13 protein-coding genes are annotated in these 18716 nt (G+C 67.3%); 6 read left to right on the top strand and 7 right to left on the bottom strand.

Translation table 11 applies throughout. The features are described 5' to 3' along the window. Nucleotides 1-5 precede the first annotated feature (5 nt). Genes FHR20_RS22310 through FHR20_RS22320 form a run of 3 tightly spaced genes read left to right on the top strand, consistent with a single transcriptional unit; the run spans nt 6 to nt 5458 of the window. The gene (locus FHR20_RS22310; RefSeq protein WP_167301631.1) at nt 6-3005 is read left to right on the top strand and encodes a TonB-dependent receptor plug domain-containing protein; all 3000 of its coding nucleotides are present in this window, start codon (nt 6-8) and stop codon (nt 3003-3005) included. A 37-nt stretch (nt 3006-3042) separates the two neighbouring features. Further along, complete coding sequence (locus FHR20_RS22315; protein WP_167301632.1) at nt 3043-4212, top strand: serine hydrolase domain-containing protein; 1170 nt, start codon at nt 3043-3045, stop codon at nt 4210-4212. A 4-nt stretch (nt 4213-4216) separates the two neighbouring features. Beyond that, nucleotides 4217-5458, top strand: a complete 1242-nt coding sequence (locus FHR20_RS22320) for a threonine synthase (RefSeq protein WP_167301633.1) — start codon at nt 4217-4219, stop codon at nt 5456-5458. Nucleotides 5459-5558: 100 nt separating this feature from the next. Here FHR20_RS22320 and FHR20_RS22325 read toward each other — a convergent pair whose 3' ends face one another. Beyond that, complete coding sequence (locus tag FHR20_RS22325; protein ID WP_341786500.1) at nt 5559-6137, bottom strand: alpha-ketoglutarate-dependent dioxygenase AlkB; 579 nt, start codon at nt 6135-6137, stop codon at nt 5559-5561. Nucleotides 6138-6278: 141 nt separating this feature from the next. Between FHR20_RS22325 and FHR20_RS22330 the strand changes: the two genes are divergently transcribed. Continuing rightward, entirely contained in the window at nt 6279-6587 is a 309-nt protein-coding gene (locus FHR20_RS22330) for an ArsR/SmtB family transcription factor (RefSeq protein ID WP_086128371.1), read from the top strand. On the opposite strand, the gene FHR20_RS22335 is transcribed toward FHR20_RS22330, so the two are convergent. The 4 genes from FHR20_RS22335 to manD form a co-directional block, all read right to left on the bottom strand. Next, nucleotides 6566-7489: a 1-phosphofructokinase family hexose kinase gene (locus FHR20_RS22335; RefSeq protein WP_167301634.1), complete on the bottom strand. Its 924-nt coding sequence runs from the start codon at nt 7487-7489 to the stop codon at nt 6566-6568. The genes FHR20_RS22330 and FHR20_RS22335 overlap by 22 nt on opposite strands. Beyond that, complete coding sequence (locus FHR20_RS22340; protein ID WP_167301635.1) at nt 7489-8490, bottom strand: P-loop nucleotide/nucleoside kinase family protein; 1002 nt, start codon at nt 8488-8490, stop codon at nt 7489-7491. The genes FHR20_RS22335 and FHR20_RS22340 overlap by 1 nt, the downstream gene beginning before the upstream one ends. A gap of 81 nt (nt 8491-8571) precedes the next feature. Then, nucleotides 8572-9708 (bottom strand): endo-1,4-beta-xylanase, encoded by a 1137-nt coding sequence (locus tag FHR20_RS22345; RefSeq protein ID WP_167301636.1) that lies wholly within the window; start codon nt 9706-9708, stop codon nt 8572-8574. Between the two features lie 16 nt (nt 9709-9724). Then, the gene (gene manD / locus FHR20_RS22350; RefSeq protein ID WP_167301637.1) at nt 9725-10936 is read right to left on the bottom strand and encodes a D-mannonate dehydratase ManD; all 1212 of its coding nucleotides are present in this window, start codon (nt 10934-10936) and stop codon (nt 9725-9727) included. A gap of 132 nt (nt 10937-11068) precedes the next feature. Here manD and FHR20_RS22355 point away from each other — a divergent pair, with 132 nt between their 5' ends. Beyond that, nucleotides 11069-13225, top strand: coding sequence for an alpha-glucuronidase family glycosyl hydrolase (locus tag FHR20_RS22355; protein ID WP_167301638.1), 2157 nt, complete (start codon nt 11069-11071; stop codon nt 13223-13225). 96 nt (nt 13226-13321) lie between these two features. Here FHR20_RS22355 and FHR20_RS22360 read toward each other — a convergent pair whose 3' ends face one another. After that, nucleotides 13322-14341, bottom strand: coding sequence for a cupin-like domain-containing protein (locus FHR20_RS22360; protein WP_167301639.1), 1020 nt, complete (start codon nt 14339-14341; stop codon nt 13322-13324). Nucleotides 14342-14400: 59 nt separating this feature from the next. Here FHR20_RS22360 and FHR20_RS22365 point away from each other — a divergent pair, with 59 nt between their 5' ends. Beyond that, nucleotides 14401-15105 carry a DUF6445 family protein gene (locus tag FHR20_RS22365; protein WP_167301640.1) on the top strand — a complete coding sequence of 235 codons (705 nt, stop codon included), beginning with the start codon at nt 14401-14403 and terminating at the stop codon, nt 15103-15105. Nucleotides 15106-15161: 56 nt separating this feature from the next. Here the strand turns inward: FHR20_RS22365 and FHR20_RS22370 are convergent, their stop codons facing one another. Continuing rightward, nucleotides 15162-18494, bottom strand: a complete 3333-nt coding sequence (locus FHR20_RS22370; RefSeq protein WP_167301641.1) for a TonB-dependent receptor — start codon at nt 18492-18494, stop codon at nt 15162-15164. Between the last annotated feature and the right edge of the window lie 222 nt (nt 18495-18716).

Raw genomic sequence — 18716 nt, forward strand, 5'->3', positions numbered from 1 at the left:
AGGAAATGATCGAAGCAACGGCGTTTAGGAAGGCTCTGGCCAGCAGCACGGCTTTCGCGGCCATGGCGATCGCGCTGCCGGCCTGGGCGCAGGCCAGCGATCCGCAGACGCCGCAGGCGGCCGCCCAGGCGGCGCCCGCCGAGGAAGGCGAGATCCTCGTCACCGGCACGCGCATCCGCCGCGACGGCTTCCAGGCCCCGACGCCGCTCACCGTGCTGACGCAGCAGGACATCCAGAACACGTCGCCGACGAACAACATCGCCGACTTCGTCAACCAGATGCCGCAGCTCGCCGGCTCGACCAAGCCGGCCAATTCGCGCCTCAACCTGTCCAACGGCTCGGCGGGCATCAATGCGCTCAACATGCGCAACCTGGGCGAGGGCCGCGTGCTCGTCCTGCTCGACGGCCGCCGCTCGGTCGGCTCGACCATCTATGGCTGGGTCGACATCAACACGATCCCGCAGGCGCTGGTCGATCGCGTCGAGGTCGTCACCGGCGGCGCTTCGTCGGCCTATGGCTCGGACGCCGTCTCGGGCGTGGTGAACTTCATCCTCAACAAGAAGCTCGAGGGCCTGAAGATCGAGGCGGATTCGGGCATCACCACCTATGGCGACGGCGGCAATTATTCGGCCAGCATCGCGGGCGGAAAGTCGTTCGCCGGCGGCCGCGGCCACATCCTGCTCAGCGCCAATATCGCGCACCAGGACGGCATCTTCGAGGTCGGCGACGACCGCGAGTGGAATCATACGGGCTATGTACGCATCCAGGATCCCAACTGGACGAGCGCCAGCACCACGCCGCAGTTCATCACCACCCGGCGCCAGATCGGCGCGGCGAACTCGACGCCCGGCGGCCTCATCACCGGCTCGGCCGGCGGCAGCGCGAACGCCCTGCGCGGCCTGTATTTCGGCTATGGCGGGGCGGTGAACACCTTCGACTATGGCAGCTTCACCTATCCGGCGTTCACGCGGGCGTCCGGGTCTTCGGCGCCCAGCCTCGTCCAGGGCGGGTCCTGGCAGGTCAACGATTCCGGCACGCGCATCGGCCTGATGCCGAAGGATGATCGCTGGGGTGTCTTCGGGCGGCTGAGCTATGAGGTGGCGGACGGCGTCGAACTCTTCGCCGAAGGGTCGTACAACCGGCAGAAGGTGTTCTTCAACGCGGGCCCGAACCTGTCGACCGGCATCGCGATCAACACCACCGGCTGCACCACCGTTCCCGTCCCCGTGACCTGCAACGCCTTCGCGCTGCAGTCGCTCGGCGCGGCGCGCCTTGCCGGCGTCACCGGCATCACGCTGGCGACCACCGCCGCCGACCTGCCGTTCCGCGCGATCGCCAACGAGCGCAAGGTACAGCGCTACGTCGTCGGCGCCGAGGGCAGTTTCGAAGCGTTCGGCAGGCCCGCGCACTGGGACGTCTATGCCCAATATGGCCGTTCCGAGCTGCGCGAGCAGCTCCGCAACATCATGAACCTGACCCGCATGGCCAATGCCACCAACGCCGCCTTCGCGCCGGCGGGCAATGCGCGCGGCTATACGGTCGGTTCGATCCAGTGCCTGATCAACGTCGATGCCATCTCGACCAACGACGATCCGAACTGCGTGCCGCTGAACCGCATGGGCGTGGGCGTCGCCAGCCAGGATGCGATCAACTATGTGCTCGGCAACCCGTATCGCGATCAGGTGATGGAGCAGTTCGTCGCGGGCACCAACTGGTCGGTCACGCCGTTCGCCACCTGGGCGGGCGACGTCAGCGTCTCCGTCGGCGGCGAGGTCCGCAAGGAGAAGATCCGCGGCACCGTGCCGAAGGAATACCAGCCGATCGTGACCACCACCGGCACGACCAACGCATGGTCGGTCGGCAACTATCTGCCCTTCACCGGCGAGTATAGCGTCAAGGAAGCCTATCTCGAGACGGTGATCCCGCTGGGCTTCGGCCTCGAGTTCAACGGTGCGGTCCGGGCGACCGACTATTCCAACTCGGGCTATGTCACCACCTGGAAGCTGGGCGCGACCTGGGCGCCGATCCCGGACATCCGCTTCCGCGTGACGCGTTCGCGCGACATCCGTGCGCCCAACCTGAACGAGCTGTATCAGGCCGGCACCGCCAACAGCGATTCGGTGCGCAATCCGAAATACACTTCGGACGGCCTGAACGGCCCGGCGACCTGGGGCTATTCGGGCCTGACCACGGGCAATCCGAACCTGCTTCCGGAAGTCGCCAATTCGTGGAACATCGGCGCGGTGATGTCGCCGCGCCTCCTGCCGGGCTTCACCGCATCGGTCGATTATTTCCGCATCGATCTGGCGGGTGCGATCGACTCGATCTCCGCGCAGGAAACCGTCAATCGCTGCTCCGACGGCAATGCCATCTATTGCGCGGCCATCACCAACGATCCGGTCCGCTCGCTGCCGGGTGCGCCGTATCTGCTGATCCGCACCCAGCCGTTCAACTTCGTGCGCAAGCTGGTGCGCGGCATCGATTTCGACGCGGCCTACCGGATCCCGCTGGGCGCCGCGAGCACCTTCACGCTGAAGGGCGTGGCGACGCGCTATATCGAGAACCTCTCCGATACCGGCATCGCCGGGAGCGTGGCGGTGAACACCGTCGGCGCGAACGGTGGCCAGGCCAGCACGCCGACCTGGATCTTCCGCGGCAGCGCGACCTATGAGACCCAGACCTTCTCGGCCACCGTCACCGGCCGCGGCGTCAGCGCGGGCAAATATGTCGCCAACGGTATCGAGTGCACCAGCGGCTGCCCGGTTTCGACCACCAATTTCCCGACCTATGACAACAACCGCGTCTCGGGCCTGTTCTACGTCGATCTCAACCTGACGCAGACCGTGCCCTTCGGCGGGAACCAGGCGCAGTTCTTCGTCAACGTCACCAACCTGTTCAACCGCTGGCCGCTGCTGGTGCCGGAGACCGGCATGGCGGCGAACACCACCTATTCGGATATGCTCGGCCGCCAGTTCCGCGCCGGCATCCGCATCAGCCTGAAGTAATCGGCATGCCGGCTCCATCCCTGGCGATGGGGCCGGCATGATCGCCGCGGCGCTTCTGCTGGCCGCGGCATCGGATCCGGTCGCCGCGGTCCGGATAACGTTCAATGCGAGGGGAGAAATGTCGGTCAGCGCGAAAGGGCTGGCCGACATTTCCGCATCCAGGCCCGTCACTGCCGACGATCCCGTGCGGATCGCTTCCATCTCCAAGCTGGTCGTCGCGATCGGCGTGATGCGGCTGGTCGAGCAGGGCAGGCTCGATCTCGATGCCGATGTCTCGCGCTGGCTCGGCTGGAGGCTGCGCAATCCGGCCTTTCCCGATGCGCCGATCAGCTTGCGCCTGCTGCTCTCGCATCGCTCCAGCCTCACCGATCGGGTCGACTATGTCCTGCCTCTCGATGCGGACATGCGCGCGGTGCTGGCGGATCCGAAGGCCTGGGACGCCGGCCATGCCCCCGGCAGCTGGTGGGCCTATACCAACTTCAACTTCCCGGTGATCGCCGCCGTGATGGAGCGCGCCACCGGCGAGCGGTTCGACCGGCTGATGGATCGTCTGGTCCTGGCGCCGATGAAGCTCGATGCCTGCTACAACTGGGCGAGCTGCAAGCCGGGGATCGCCGCCCGCGCCGTCGTCCAGTATCGCGGGCGCGTCGCCGCCAAGGACGACAATCACGGCGCGGCGCCGGCATGTCCGGTTACCCCGGCGCGGGACGGCGGCTGCAGCCTGGCCGCCTGGCGCCCGGGCATCAATGGCGCGATCTTCTCGCCCCAGGGCGGGTTGCGCATCTCGGCGCGGGGACTGGCGCGGATCGGCCGCATGTTCCTCGGCGAGGGCAGGCTCGACGGCGCGCGCATCCTGCGCCCCGCGTCGGTCCGCATCCTGGAGACGCCGCTCTGGACCTGGGACGGCCATAACGGCGATGTCGGCGGCGACATCTCGGTCGCGGTGCCCAGCGCCGGCGCCACCTGCGGCTACGGCCTCGCGGTGATGTTCACTGCCACCGGCGCGCCGGGATGCCGCGACGATCCGTTCGGCGACGGCCGCCGGCGCCTCGGCCATTCGGGGGATGCCTATGGCCTCAAATCGGGCCTGTGGATCGATCGCGCCGCCGGCACCGGCGTCGCCTATTTCGCCACCGATGTTCCGGATGTGCCGGGGAAACGATCGGCCTATACGCCGACGGAGGAATCGCTCGCCCATCCGGAGTAGCATCTTGCGCCACGACGCCAATCTGACGACCGACCGTCCCACCTTCGTCACCCATCTCGAATGCTCGATGACCGGCGAGCGCTACGAGGCGGACCAGTTGCACGGCCTTTCCCGCGCCGGCCGGCCGCTGCTGGTGCGCTACGATCTCGCGGGCGTGCAGGCCGCGCTGCCGAGGGAAGCGCTCGCCGGCCGCCCCGCCGGCCTGTGGAAGTATCGCGAGCTGCTTCCCGTCCGCCGGACGGAGAATCTGGTCAGCCTGGGCGAGATCGCCACGCCGATCCTCCCGCTCGACCGGCTGGCGCGCGAGGCCGGTGCGGCGCATCTCTGGGTCAAGGACGAGGGGCGCCTGCCCACCGGCTCGTTCAAGGCGCGCGGGCTCGTCATGGCGATCGCCATGGCGAAGGAACTGGGCGTCTCCACCATCGCGATGCCGACCAACGGCAATGCCGGTGCGGCGGCGGCGGCCTATGCCAGCCGGGTGGGCATCGAGTCGGTGATCTTCTGCCCGGCGGACACGCCCGAGGTGAACGTGCGCGAGATCGCCGCGCAGGGCGCGCGCGTCTACCGCGTCAACGGGCTGATCGACGATTGCGGCAAGCTGGTGGGCCGGGGGGCGAAGGAGCGGGGGTGGTTCGATCTCTCCACGCTCAAGGAGCCCTATCGCATCGAAGGCAAGAAGACGATGGGCCTCGAGCTGGCCGAGCAGCTCGACTGGGAGCTGCCCGACGCGATCTTCTATCCCACGGGCGGCGGCACCGGCCTGATCGGCATGTGGAAGGCCTTTGCCGAAATGGAGGCGCTGGGCTGGATCGGCGCGAAGCGCCCGCGGATGATCGCGGTGCAGGCCGAAGGCTGCGCGCCGATGGTCCGCGCCTTCGAGGCGGGCGAGCGCCATGCGACCCGGTGGGAGGATGCGCACACCATCGCGATGGGCATTCGCGTGCCGCAGGCGGTGGGCGATTTCCTGATCCTCGACGCCGTCCGGGAAAGCGGCGGCGTGGCGATGGCGGTGAGCGACGAGAGCATCGCCCGGGCAGTCGACGATGCCGCGCGCCAGGATGGGCTGCTGCTCTGCCCGGAAGGCGGCGCGACGCTGGCGGCATGGCGCAAGGCGCTGGCCGAGGGGCTGGTCTCGCCGGAGGAGAAGGTGGTGCTGTTCAACTGCGCGACGGGGCTGAAATATCCGCTCGCCGATCAGTCGAAGATGCTCGACAAGGATGGGCCGATCGATTTCGGAGCGCTCTAGGTCGAGAGCCCAGGCAAGTATCTGATCTTCCTTCGTCATTCCCGCGCAGGCGGGAATGACGAGAGAGGGAATTGCGCTTCCGGCCCGGCTCCCCTCCCTTTCAGCGGCGCTGCTCGGCCAGGCTCCGGAACGTTATCGACCAGCGCGGCGCGTCCATCGGCGCGATGCTGTGTTCCCAGAGATGTCGCGCCTCGCCGCAGAGATGATAGGCGCCGCGCTGCGCCAGCGGCAGTTCGGCCCGATCGAACTTCCCGTCCGCTCGCCGCCGGCGCAGCCGCAGCACCGCGGGCGCGCCGAGCGAAACGCCGACGACATTTTCGAACACCGGCCGGTCGCGGTGCCAGCCGATGCGGGCGCCCGGATCATAGCGGATGGCCAGCGCCTGGACGAGGGCATCCGCCTCCAGCCCGGCCAGTGCGGCGGCGCGGGCGCGCAGCGGCAGCAGCCAGTCGGGGATCGCTTCCGTTTCGGCAAAGCTCGAATCGGTGAAGTCGTAGCGCCAGCCGAAACTGCGCGTCAGCCGCCTGCCCTGCCATTGCCGAAAGCGGAACGGCGCCAGCCCGGCTGCGTCGACAAACCGAATCAGATCGGCTTCTTCGCGCGGGCCGAGGATATTCTTCGCCTGTTCGATGCCGCGGGGCAGGGACTCTTCGAAAAGCGCGGGAAACAAAGCGGACACCGCAGGGATATGGGAGCCCGGTCTATGTTCTTCCAGCCTGGGATACCTTCATACTCGAATGGAATTCCTTTGTCTTTCCCGCGAGATAGCGGTTGCAACCGGCGTTGCGGCGCCCTAGCTGTTCGCCCCGTGAAGAACGAAATGATCGCCGTGGTCGATCGCGCCTCGTCGTTCCTGAAGGCGCTGTCGGGTCGAAGCCGTTTTCTGTTGCTGTGCCACCTTCTCGATGGCGAGAAGTCGGTGGGCGAACTCGCGCGCCTCACCGGTGCGCGCGACACCGCCGTGTCGCAGCAGCTCGCGCTCCTGCGTCGCGAGGGGATGGTCGCCGCGCGTCGCGACGGCCAGATGATCTTCTATTCGCTGGCCAGCGACGAGGCGCGGCACATGCTGGAAGCGATGCACAGCCTGTTCTGCCGCGCCGATGCGGCTCAGGAAACCGTCCCGGCATAGAGCCGTTCCACGTCTTCCTTGCGGGCCAGCTCGGTCGCGGGGGTCATCAGCGTCGCCGCGCCAGCGGCGATGCCGTAGCGCAAGGCCTCCTCGATCCCCTTGCCCTCGACCGAGGCGAGGATGATGGCCGCCACCATCGAATCCCCGGCGCCCACCGTGCCCTTGGCTTCCACGGGGATAGCCGGCAGGCGCAATTCCGCGTTCTCGCCAACGAGGAGCGCCCCGCGTTCGGCGAGCGAGATCACCACCAGTTCGGCAAAGCCGCGATCGTGCAGCGCATGCGCCGCCGCCATCTCGTCCGCCTCGCCGGTGATTTCGCGCCCGAGCAGGTCCGCCGCCTCGCGCAGGCTCGGCTTGATCAGCCATGCGCGGGCGCCTTCGCACGCAGCCAGCGCCGGCCCCGAAGTGTCGATAGCCAGCTTCACGCCCGCCCGGTGGCAGCGTTCGGCGATGCGCTTCAGGATCGCCGGGTCGCAGCCCGGCGGCAGGCTGCCGCTCACCACGATGTGATCCGCGTCCGCCACGCCGAACAGCGCGTCGAGCAGCCTGGCCTGTTCGTCCGCGCCGAGTTCGGGGCCCGGCAGCACGAAGCGATACTGGTCGCCCGGCCGACCTTCGTCGACGGTGAAGCTCTGGCGGGTCGTGCCCGCGATCGGCACCGGCAGGATCGGCACCTGTTGATCCTCCAGCAGCGAGACGATCGTCGCGCCGGTGGGGCCGCCGCTGGGGAATACCGCCATCGCCCGGCCGCCGAGATGCGTCACCACGCGCGCCACGTTGATCCCGCCGCCGCCCGGATCGAAGCGCGGCGCGGTGCATCGGAGCTTGTGCCCCGGGCGCACCTTCTCGGTGCAGGTGGTTACGTCGAGCGCCGGGTTGAGCGTCAACGTCGCGATCGTCATCAGCGCGTCCGGTCCAGTGCGGCGCGCGCGGCGGCGACGATCAGCTCCTGCGGGCGGTTCACGCGGATGCGGTGCCAATGGATCTCGCCGACCGAGCGGCGCGACTGCTCGCGCACCACTGCCTCCGTCGCGTCCGAGGCGTCGTTCGTGCGTGCGTTCACCCGGGCGATCCGGTCGCGTTCGGGCGCTTCCAGCCAGATGCCGGTAAACGCCGCCCGATAGCGATCGGCCAGCGCCTCGGCCACGTCGCGTTCGCTGCGGCTCATGAACACCGCGTCGAGGATCACGCTGTTGCCGCAGGCGAGGTGATCGTCGGCGGATTCGAACAGGGCTTCATACGTCTCGTCGTCATTGTGACGCGTGTAATGCCTGGGCGGCAGCCTGGTTTCCGGGCCCACGCCGGCCAGTCGCTTGCGGAACACGTCGGAGCGCAGCACGCGGGCGCCGGGGAGGCGGCCGATCCGGCTGCCGAGCAGCCGCGCCAGCGTCGACTTGCCGGTGCCCGAAAGCCCGCCGATCACCACCAGCCGCGGCCTGGCGGGCGCAAGCAGGCTGTCGGCCAGTTCGGCGTCGCCGTCCGCGCTTGCGCGCAGCGAAAGATAGAGCGGGAGCAGCGACCAGCCGGCGGCGCCCTGCGGCGCGACGTCGAGATAGCGGTTGGCCAGCGTGTTCGCCTCGCCCGCCATGCCGCCGCGCATCACTTCCAGCACGGGCCCGGCGAAATCGTGGAGCAGGTCCGCCGGCTCGCCCATCACCGCGCGCACCCGGCCGGCGGCGATGCGGCGGGCGATCGAATCCTGATGGCGGGCAAGCTCGGCGCGCTGGGCATCGCTGGCGGCAGCGAGCGCGAGCGCTTTCCGAAAGGCGGCGCCGTCGCCCTTGGGCGATGCGGCGTGGCGCGCGGCGATACGGTCGGCAAGGGCGTGCAACTGGTCCGGGTCGAGATCGCCGGCCAGCAGCGCCTCGAAGCTTGGTTCCTGGCTCGCGGCCACCGCCGCCATCGTTCCACCCCTCGTTCCGGATCCTTCGAATCAGCCCCTAGCATGAGTTTCCTGAACGATCTTGGACAAGATCGACCTAATCTATCGTGCCGCGGCGCCCGCAAAGGCGTCGCGGATCACGCCATAGAGTGCCTTGGGCCGATATTCCGCATCATAGGGCGTCGCGCGCTGCCGCGTCCCGTCCTTGCGCGGCGTGAAGCCGTTGAGCCAGGTGAAGCGGTCGCACATGCCCCAGGCCAGCACGTCCCTGAGCTGGGGATAGGAGAACAGGATCTCGAGATAGGCCGCGGCATAATTGGCGACGATCCCGTCGCGCACCTTCGCATCGGTCGGCAGCGCCTTGTCGTTCACGTCGAATTCGGTGATGGCCAGCTTGTAGCCCATCTGCACCGCGCTATCGAGGAAGCCGCGCCAGGGCCCTTCCTGCCGGTGCACCAGCGCCCCCACCGTGCCGTCGCCGGTCAGCCCGATATGCGATTGGACCCCCAGCGTGTCGCAGGGGATGCCGCGCTTGCGGAACCCCTCGAGCAGCTTGAGCACGCCGGTGCGGTGCCCTTCATTGCCGGGCTCCCAGCTCATATAGTCGTTATAGACCAGCTCCACTCCCGGCGCATGTTCGCGCGCGGTGTGATAGGCGAAGTCGAGCATCGCCTCGGTCCCGCCAAATGCCCTGGAGAGCGACGAGGTGCGCAGCGCACCCGTGCCTTCCTCAACCGTCTCGTTGACCACGTCGAAGCTGACGATGCGGCTCGCATAGAGCTTGCATAGGGTGCGGATATGCGTGCCCAGGATGCGCTCGGCTTCCTTTGCGGGGCTGGCGCCGAAATCATGGTCGTTCAGCCATTTCGGGAAATATTGCGTCTTGTGCCACAACAGCGTGTGGCCGCGCATCGCCATGCCGCTCGCCTCGGCATAGTCGAGCATGTCGGAGAAATGGTCGAGGTTGAAGGTCTTGGCATCCGGCCGGATCGCCTGCCATTTGAACTCGTTCTCGGGCACCAGCACGCCGCAATCGCGCTTCAGCAGCGCGGCATATCCCGGATTGGCGAAGGAACCGCGATCCGCGCCCGGCGGGCCCCAGGCGACACAGGAACCGAAACGCATGCCCTTGGCCTTGGCGACGGCGTTCAGCCCCTCGGCCGCCTGCGCGATCGCGGGGAAGGGCAGGGCCAGCGCGGCGCCCGTGCCCAGCAATCCACGGCGTGTCAGTTCGATCATCGCAAGCCTCTCCCGCTCACCAGTTGAACAGCGTTCCGTCCTCGAGCCGAGCGACGGGGAGATAGGCGCGCCGATATTCGTATTTCGCCGCCAGTTCCTCGTCGATCTCCACGCCCAGCCCGGGCGCCTCGCCCGGATGCATCATCCCGTCCTTGAAGCTGTACGCATGGGGGAAGACCGCATCGGTCTTCGCCGTGTGCGGCATCAGTTCCTGGATACCGAAATTGGGCACCGACAGGCCGAAATGCAGCGCTGCCGCCATGCACACCGGCGACAGGTCGGTCGCGCCGTGGCAGCCGGTGCGCACCTGATGGAGGTCGGCGAACGATGCGATGCGCCGCATATGGGTGATTCCGCCCGCATGGACGATCGTCGCGCGGACATGGTCGATCAGCTGCTCCTCGATCAACTGCTTGCAGTCCCAGATCGTGTTGAAGATCTCGCCCACCGCCAGCGGGGTGGTGGTCTTCTCGCGGATCAGGCGGAAGCCGGCCTGGTTCTCCGCGGGCGTCGGGTCTTCCAGCCAGAACAGGCGGTAGGGCTCCAGCTCCACGCCCAGCCGCGCCGCCTCGATCGGAGTCAGCCGGTGGTGGACGTCGTGGAGCAGGTGCACGTCCCAGCCCAGCACTTCGCGCGCCCTTTCGAACAGGGGCGCGACCGAGCGGAGATATTTCTCCGTCGACCACAGGCTCTCGGTCGGCAGCGCGCCGTCCGCCGGCTCGTAGCGCTGGCCCGGCTTGGCGACGCCATAGGTCGATTTCAGCCCCGGCACGCCCGCCTGCAGGCGCACTGCCCTGTAGCCCTGCTCCACATGCCGCACGGCCTCCGCGATCGTCTCCTCGATCGTCGCGCCATTGGCATGGCCATAGACCATGCAGCCCTCGCGGCTCGCCCCGCCGAGCAGCTGGTAGAGGGGCAGGCCCGCCACCTTGGCCTTGATGTCCCACAACGCCACGTCCACCGCGGCGATCGCGCACATCGTCACCGGGCCGCGCCGCCAATAGGCGCCCTTGTAGAGATACTGCCAGATATCCTCGATCCGGTGCGCGTCGCGCCCGATCAGGCAGGGGATGACGTGATCCTGCAGATAGCTGACCACCGCCAGCTCGCGCCCGTTGAGCGTCGCGTCGCCGATGCCGGTGGTGCCGTCCGCCGTTTCGATCTTGAGCGTCACGAAATTGCGGTCGGGGCAAGTGACGATCACGCGCGCGGATATGATCTCGGCCATGACGTGCCCTGCTTCCCCTTCCTGTCCGGCGCATCGTCCGTCGCGCGCCTTCATGCTTGGTAGCGCTACCATTGTTGCCCTGTTACAAGCTTGTCAACGGCGGCGTATGACCGCGCACTGGTAGGAAGAGCGATGCTTCGGAAATTGCTGGCTATTTTGTCTGCGTTTTTGTGTTTCGGCCTTGCGAATCAAGGCTATGCCGAAGACGGATATGATCTCTGGCTGCGCTATCGGCCGCTCGAATCCGTCGCGAAGGCGCGGTATGAACCGCAGATCGCCGGCATCGTCGCGCCCGGCGACAGCCCGACGATCCGCGCTGCCGTCGACGAGCTCCAGCGGGGCTATCGGGGGATGTTCGGCGGGGACCTGACGCAGCAGGGTGCCGAGCTTCGGGACGGCGCGGTGCTGGTCGTCCGCGCCGGCTCGCCGTTGGTGCAAGGGCTCGACTTGCCGTTCGCGAAGCTGGGCGGGGAGGGCTATCTCCTCCGCAGCGCCACGGTGCAGGGCAAGCGCGTGACCATCATCGCCGGCAACCGCGATATCGGCGCGCTCTACGGCGTGTTCCGTTTCCTGAAGCTGCTCCAGGCCGGCCAGCCGATCGACAAGCTCGACATCGCCGACGCGCCCAAGCTCCAGGTCCGCGTCCTCAACCATTGGGACAATCTCGATCGCCATGTCGAGCGCGGCTATGCCGGCCAGTCGATCTGGGACTGGCAGAAGCTGCCGCGCTTCAAGGACCCGCGCTACACCGACTATGCCCGGGCCAATGCCTCGATCGGCATCAACGGCACGGTGCTGACCAACGTCAACGCCAATGCCGATATCCTGCGCCCCGACTATCTGCAGAAGGTGAAGGCGCTGGCCGACGCCTTCCGGCCCTATGGCATCAAGGTCTATCTCACCGCGCGCTTCTCTGCGCCGATCGAGCTGGGCGGGCTCGCGACGGCCGATCCGCTCGACCCCGCGGTGCGCGCCTGGTGGAAGGCCAAGATCGACGAGATCTACGCCGTCATCCCCGATTTCGGCGGCCTGCTGGTCAAGGCCAATTCGGAGGGCCAGCCGGGCCCGGCCGATTATCATCGCACCCATGCCGAAGGGGCGAATATGCTGGCGGATGCGCTCGCCCCGCATCGCGGCATCCTGATGTGGCGGGCCTTCGTCTATGCCGCCGAGAATGCCGAGGACCGGCACAAGCAGGCATATACGGAATTCCAGCCGCTCGACGGCAGGTTCCGCGACAATGTCCTCGTCCAGGTCAAGAACGGCGCGATCGACTTCCAGCCGCGCGAGCCCTTCCATCCGCTGTTCGGCGCCATGCCCAGGACGCCGCTGATGATGGAATTCCAGATCACCAAGGAATATCTCGGCTTCGCCACGCACCTCGCCTATCTCGGCACGATGTGGGAGGAGGTGCTCGAGGCCGATACCTTCCGCCCGGCCAGGGGCACCACCGTGGCCAAGGTGATCGAGACGCCGGTCGATGCCGGCGCGGCCACCGGCATGGCGGGCGTCGCCAATATCGGCAGCGACCGCAACTGGTCGGGATCGCAATTCGACCAGGCCAATTGGTACGCCTTCGGGCGTTTCGCCTGGGACCCGGACGCGAAGGCCGAGGCGATCGCCCGCGATTGGGCACGGATGACCTGGGGCGGCGATCCCGTGGTGACCGATACGGTCGTCCGCATGATGATGGGCTCGCGCGAGGCGGTGGTCGATTACATGACGCCGCTCGGCCTCACGCATCAGATGGCGACCGGCCATCATTATGGCCCGGGGCCCTGGGTCGCGGACCTCAAGCGGCCCGAATGGAACCCGGTCTATTATGCGCAGGCCCGCCCCGACGGCATCGGTTTCGACCGCACCGCCAGGGGCAGCGACGCGCTCTCCCAATATGCGCCGCAGGTCGCGAGGAACTGGGGCAGCCTGGCGACGGTGCCGGACGAACTGCTGCTCTGGTTCCACCATCTTCCCTGGGACCATCGGATGAAGTCCGGGCGCACGCTGTGGGACGAACTGGTGGTCCGCTACGATGCCGGGGTGGACCAGGTCCGCCGCATGCAGGCCGATTGGGCCGGGCTGCGCGGCAAGGTCGACGAGACTCGCTGGGCCGAGGTCCGCGACTTCCTGGCGATCCAGCTGGACGAGGCGATCTGGTGGCGCGACGCTTCGGTGGCGTATTTCCAGTCGATCGCGAAGCGCCCGCTGCCGGAAGGGCACAAGCCGCCGGCCCATGATCTCGATCATTACAAGGCGATCACCACGCCCTATGCGCCGGGGCAGGGGAAGTAATTCGCTCTGTCTTCCTCGAGGGGCGTGGCGCCGACATTCATATTCGTCATCCCCGCGAAGGCGGGGATGACGGCGTTTGTGGAATGGGACATGGCCTCAAGGCCTGGCCAGCCCCCGCGCGAGATATTGCTTGATGTACTGGCGCAGCTGCGGCGTCGGTTCGCCGAGCACGCTGCGATGCTCGGGCGCCAGGTGCGCGGCCGGATCGCCATGTTCGCGGAAGACGAAGGTGTCGAAATATTCGGACCAGGCCGCGCGCCGCTCGGGTGGCAAATGGCTGAGCGCCAGCACCGCATAGACCATCGCGTCGAACCGCGCGTCCTGGTCGGGCGAGTCCGGCCACCAGAAGTTCACCAGCACGTTGAACGGCGCGAGCGCCTCCACCTGGTGCCACCAGAGCGCAGGGACGTAGATCGCGTCGCCCGGTTCGAGCTCGGCCGTCCGCGCCGCCGCCAGCGCGTCGCGGAAGCGCGGAAAACGCGCGAAGTCGGGGGCGGCGATGTCGACCATGCTCAGGGGCTGCCCCGCCACATTATGGTCGAGCGGGCCGATATAGAGGTTCGCCGTCTGGTCGGGCGGGAACAGCGTGAAGCGCCGCCGCCCGGCCGCGACGCAGGCGATATTGTCCGATGCGTCGAAATGCGTGGCGATGCTCGTCCGGTTGCCGATCCAGATTCGTGGCTCGGCGCCCGTGCCGAGCAGGGCGGGCAGGGCATTGGCACCGGCAAGGCCCGGCAGCGCCCGGGCCGTCTCCACCGCGCCGGCATAGACGGCCGGCGCATCGTCGCGGCCCTGCAATTGCAGCACATAGCGTAGCAGGTCGGCGAAGCGGCCCTTGCGCCGCTCGAAATTGAAACCGCGCATGTCCTCGGAATAGAAGAAGCGGCCCCGGATCGCCGGCGGGCCGACGAATGCCTCCGCCGTAGCGCCGCGATCGAAGCCGAGCAGATAGTCGCACAGGGCCTGGTCCGACTGCCGGCCGGCCGCCACGAGCGGCCAATCCTTGGCCACGCCGCGCAGCACGACGGGCGCATAGCCCCGGACGAGCGCGGCCAGCCCGGGGGCGTCCAGCGGCCCCTCGACCTCGCGGATCCGTGTTTCCTCCCGCCCCGACATTTTCGCTATCCTGGAAATGCGCTGGTCATATCCGGGTGGTTCGTGTCCCCGGCATGTCCGTGTCGTCGCACGATTTTTCGCTCAGCCCGCGCCCCGCCGCCCGGCTCTCGCGTCTGGGGCGGGAAGGGGAGCCGCTGCTCTGCCTCGACGGGCTGATGCGCACGCCCGCGGCGCTGATCGACTATGCCGCACGCGAGACCCGGTTCGCGCCCGTCCATGGTCCGCAGGGCGGCTATCCCGGCATCCGCGCGCCCGCGCCGCTCGATTATGTCGAGGCAGTGGTCCGTGCGCTCGATCCGGCGGTGCGCGATGCGTTCGGGCTGGGTGCGGTCCGGCTGGGCCGGGCCGAATGCAATTTCTCGCTGGTCACGCTCGCGCCCGGCGCGCTCCTGCCGTCGCAGCGCGCGCCGCACATCGATACCACCGATCCGCTGCAATTCGCCTTCCTGCACTATCTGTGCGGTCCGGAGCAGGGCGGCACTGGCTTCTATCGCCACCGCGCCACCGGTTTCGAAGCGATCACTCCCGAGCGCGCGCCGCGCTACGAGGCCGCGCGCGCCGCCGAGCCGGTGCCGGCGCCGGGCTATATCCGGGGCGACACGGCGGAATTCGAACGGATCGCCGCGGTGGACGCCGCGTTCGACCGGCTGCTCGTCTATCGCAGCCGCCAGCTGCATTCGGGGCTGGTCGCGGGCGCCGGCTCGGCCGATCCGCGCCATGGCCGGCTCACCGCCAACATCTTCCTGACCTATCGCCCGGCCTGAAAAAATCGGCGCCGCCGGCTGGAAACCGGCAGCGCCAGGCTGGGTGTTTCGCAGGGTCAGAAGTTGAAGCGCGCGATCGCGGCGAAGCGGCGGTCGTTCATGTACCAGCCGCGCGGCACCTCCACATATCCCTTCGGGTTGCCGATCTTCGTGATCACTGCGGTGGTGCGGGTGATCTCGTTGGTCAGGTTCGAGCCCTGGACGCCGATCTTGATCTGCGGCGTGATGGTGAAGAAGATCGACGCGTCGAGCTGGCCGGTCGCCTTGTTGATGATCGGGTCGTTCGGCACGATCACGTCGCGGATCGTCAGCACGAAGTCCGATCGCCACGAATAGCTCGCCCGCAGCGACACCGGACCATAGTCGAAGAACGGGGTGATGTTCACCTGGTGCTTCGAGAGGCCTTGCAGCGGCAGCAGCGAGAGGTCGACCGTGGTGACGCGGCCGGCGGCGACGTCCGGATCGGTTTCCGAAAGCGTCGACTGCGGCACGCCCGAACTGTCGATGAAGGTGTAGTTCGCCTGCAGGCCCAGGCCCTTCAGCGGCCCGGGCAGGAAGTCGAACGTCTGCTGATAGCCGACTTCGACGCCCTTGATCTTGCCCTTCTGCGTGGCGTTGATCGGGGTGGTGATCACTACCGGATAGGTCTGGCCGTTGTTGGTCAGGTCCACGCGGCGGGTGTTGTTGGTCACCACGCCGTCGAGCACCTTGTAGAAGGCCGAGACGGTCAGTGAGCCGACGCGCGAGAAATACCATTCCGCCGTCAGGTCGAAATTGTCGGCCTTCACCGGCATCAGATAGGGATTGCCGGCGGTGGTGACGCCTTGCAGGCGGAAGCTGCCCGGGATGAGCGTGCCGCTGGAGTCGACATTCTGCACCGCGCTCAGATTGGCCTGGAGATAGTTGCGGATATAGCCGGTCTGGGGCGGCGACACGCCCTTGAAATAGGCGGCGCGGAACTGTAGGCCGCCGCCCACCTCGAGCTTGAAGTTCACGCTCGGCAGCCAATAGTCATAGTCGAACTGGACGTGCGATGGGATCAGCGCGCCGTTGACGAAGGCGCGTGCCTTGTCGCGGGTCGTCTGGTCGAACGAGCAGAAGGGCGAAGCCGTCTGCCCGGCCGGCGGCGGCGTGGCGCAAGTCGTGTCGGTCGGCAGCGCCGTGGTGTTGCTGAACGAGATATAGCCGTCCGTCGAGCGCTTGGTCTTGGTGTAGCGCACGCCGACATTGCCGGTCAGGTGCAGCCCGCCCAGATGCGTGTCGATGCGCGCCATCAGATAGGCGGCATAGTTGCGCTCGCGGATCGGGTTGATCTCGTCGGGCAGGAACGGCGTGCCGGAGATCACGCCGCAGCGATTGGCCAGCGCGTTCCAGCCCGCATTGACCGTCCGCCCATCGGCGGCGCACGTGGTCGTGCCCTGCCATTCGCGCGCGATCGCATTGGCATAGCGCACCATCGCGTCGTAATCGCTGACGGTGTTGCCCGAATAATAGAGGCGTCCGTCGCCGCCGAGCGGATTGGTCACCTGGCCGCGGAAGAAGTTGTTGAAATAATAGGGCGAGTTGGCGTTGAACGGCTGGCCGTCGGTGCGGCTGGCATTGTTGCCGTTCACCGGCATGTCCATCCACACGGGGCCGTTATTGCCCCATTGTTCGGAGAGCACGCCCCAATTGTAGCGCGAGAAGCGCGAGACCTGGTCGCGATCGGCATAGCGCACGCCGCCCTGGATCGACTTCAGGAAGCTGCCCTCGGGCATGGCATAGTCGAGGTCGAGGCGGAAGGCGTCCGAATTGCCTTCGCTCTGCTCGATATGGTCCATCGCCGCGCGCGGGAAGTTGTTGAACGGATCGGTGAAGCTGGTGTGGCCGGCGCCGAAATAGTTCGGCGTATACTGGTTGGGGTTGCCGCCGGCGCGGCAGTCATTGTCGGTGCCCTGCGCGTCCTGCATGTTGGCGGCCGGGCCGCTGCAGACCTGAGGCGGCAGGAAGGCCACGGTCGGGAAGTTCGAGCCGTTCAGCCGGATCGACGCATTCTGATAGGTCGAGTTCCACACCGTGTTGTCGAGCAGGTTGGTGCTCGACTTCACATGCTGATAGTCGAAGACCACGCCCAGCCGCTCGCTGGCGTTCCACTTCAGGTTGAAGCCGTAATCGTCGGTGACGAGCTTCTCCTGGTGGTCGCGGCGCTGGTTGTTCGACTGGAGGCCCAGCATCGGCACGCGCGGGATCAGGCCGCTGTTGCCACCGCCGATATTCTGGTCGCCGCGCCAGCCGGTCGGGCCGGTGATGGTGCCGCTCACGAACATGCCGTCGCTGTCGAAGTCGAGCGTGGTGCCCGGCACGCGGCGGGAATCGCCGTTGGACGACACGTTGTCGGTGGCGATCTCGATCGTGCGCTCGGTCCAGGCCTGGCGCGCGTCGGAGCGCAGGAACTGGGCGACTGCCTCGATCGAGCCGTCGTTGCTGCGATACTGGAGCGCCGCGGCATAGCCGTAGCGCTCGCGGTTGAACTCCTGGCGGCCCATCACCGCACCGCGCGGGAAATAGACCTGGCGCTGGACCGTCGCGCCATTGCCGTTGTTGATGACGTCGCCGTCCGAATAGAGGTTGCGGATGCGGAAGCTCGAGACCTGGAAACGGTCCGACTGGCTCTTCAGCTGCGAATAGGAGAAGTTGCCGAGGATGCCGATCTCGCCGATGCCGGTCTCCCAGCGGTCGCTGACCATCAGCGAGCCGGTCGGCGTCCATTCCTTCTTGTAGTCGCCGTAATTCGCCTCGAGCGAACCGGCGATCATCAGGCCCTTCTTGTTGTCGAACGGCTTGCGGGTGCGCAGGTTGACCACGCCGGCGATGCCGCCCTCGATGCGGTCGGCCGAGGGCGACTTGAACACGTCGACGCCGCCCATCATTTCCGAGGGCACGTCGGCAAAGCTGAGCGAGCGGCCGTTATTGGCGGTGAACGCCTCGCGCCCGTTGAACTCCGAGCGGACATAGGTGAGGCCGCGCACCACCACGCCCGAGCCCTCGACCGAGAAGTGATCGGGATCGACGCCGGCGGCGAAACGGTTGATCGACACGCCGGGAATGCGCTGCAGCGTCTCGGTCACCGAACGGTCGGGCAGGGCGCCGATGTCCTCGGCGGTCACCGAATCGACGATCACGTCGGCATTCTTCTTGAGCGTCTGCGCGCTCTGCAGCGATTGGCGATAGCCCTGGACGACGATCGTGTCTTCCGGGGTCTGCGCATCGCCCGCGGCAGTGTCCTGCGCCCAGGCCGGCGCGGCGACCGACAGGCAGGCGAGCGCGGCGGCGGAAACGCCGGCGCGCAGCGCCCCCGTGCGGAACCTGCCCGCCTTGCTCGCATGATGAATAGAATCGTGCTTTCGCATCGCGCTGTCCCCTCCCGTGTTAGCGCTACCATATATTGGCGCGTTTCTTGTTTGGGCTGAACCTAAAGTAGGAGTTATCGAAAGATCAAGCCGTCTTGTGATGCTTCGACGCAAGCCACGGATTTGTGGCGATTTCGCAACGGTTTCGTTGCGTTGCGGCACGGATCCCGCATCTGCGAAGGGCGGATTCCAGCTTCGAATCGTGCCCGGATGCGATTGACG

Source organism: Sphingomonas leidyi (assembly GCF_011761945.1).
In the GTDB taxonomy this organism is placed as follows: domain Bacteria; phylum Pseudomonadota; class Alphaproteobacteria; order Sphingomonadales; family Sphingomonadaceae; genus Sphingomonas; species Sphingomonas leidyi.

Bases quoted from the DNA above. Each gene is read 5' to 3' on its own strand.
- FHR20_RS22345 (WP_167301636.1), bottom strand. From the start codon at position 9,708: ATGATCGAACTGACACGCCGTGGATTGCTGGGCACGGGCGCCGCGCTG.
- FHR20_RS22315 (WP_167301632.1), top strand. From the start codon at position 3,043: ATGATCGCCGCGGCGCTTCTGCTGGCCGCGGCATCGGATCCGGTCGCC.
- FHR20_RS22335 (WP_167301634.1), bottom strand. From the start codon at position 7,489: ATGACGATCGCGACGTTGACGCTCAACCCGGCGCTCGACGTAACCACC.
- FHR20_RS22370 (WP_167301641.1), bottom strand. From the start codon at position 18,494: ATGCGAAAGCACGATTCTATTCATCATGCGAGCAAGGCGGGCAGGTTC.
- manD (WP_167301637.1), bottom strand. From the start codon at position 10,936: ATGGCCGAGATCATATCCGCGCGCGTGATCGTCACTTGCCCCGACCGC.
- FHR20_RS22360 (WP_167301639.1), bottom strand. From the start codon at position 14,341: ATGTCGGGGCGGGAGGAAACACGGATCCGCGAGGTCGAGGGGCCGCTG.
- FHR20_RS22340 (WP_167301635.1), bottom strand. From the start codon at position 8,490: ATGGCGGCGGTGGCCGCGAGCCAGGAACCAAGCTTCGAGGCGCTGCTG.
- FHR20_RS22310 (WP_167301631.1), top strand. From the start codon at position 6: ATGATCGAAGCAACGGCGTTTAGGAAGGCTCTGGCCAGCAGCACGGCT.
- FHR20_RS22330 (WP_086128371.1), top strand. From the start codon at position 6,279: ATGATCGCCGTGGTCGATCGCGCCTCGTCGTTCCTGAAGGCGCTGTCG.
- FHR20_RS22355 (WP_167301638.1), top strand. From the start codon at position 11,069: ATGCTTCGGAAATTGCTGGCTATTTTGTCTGCGTTTTTGTGTTTCGGC.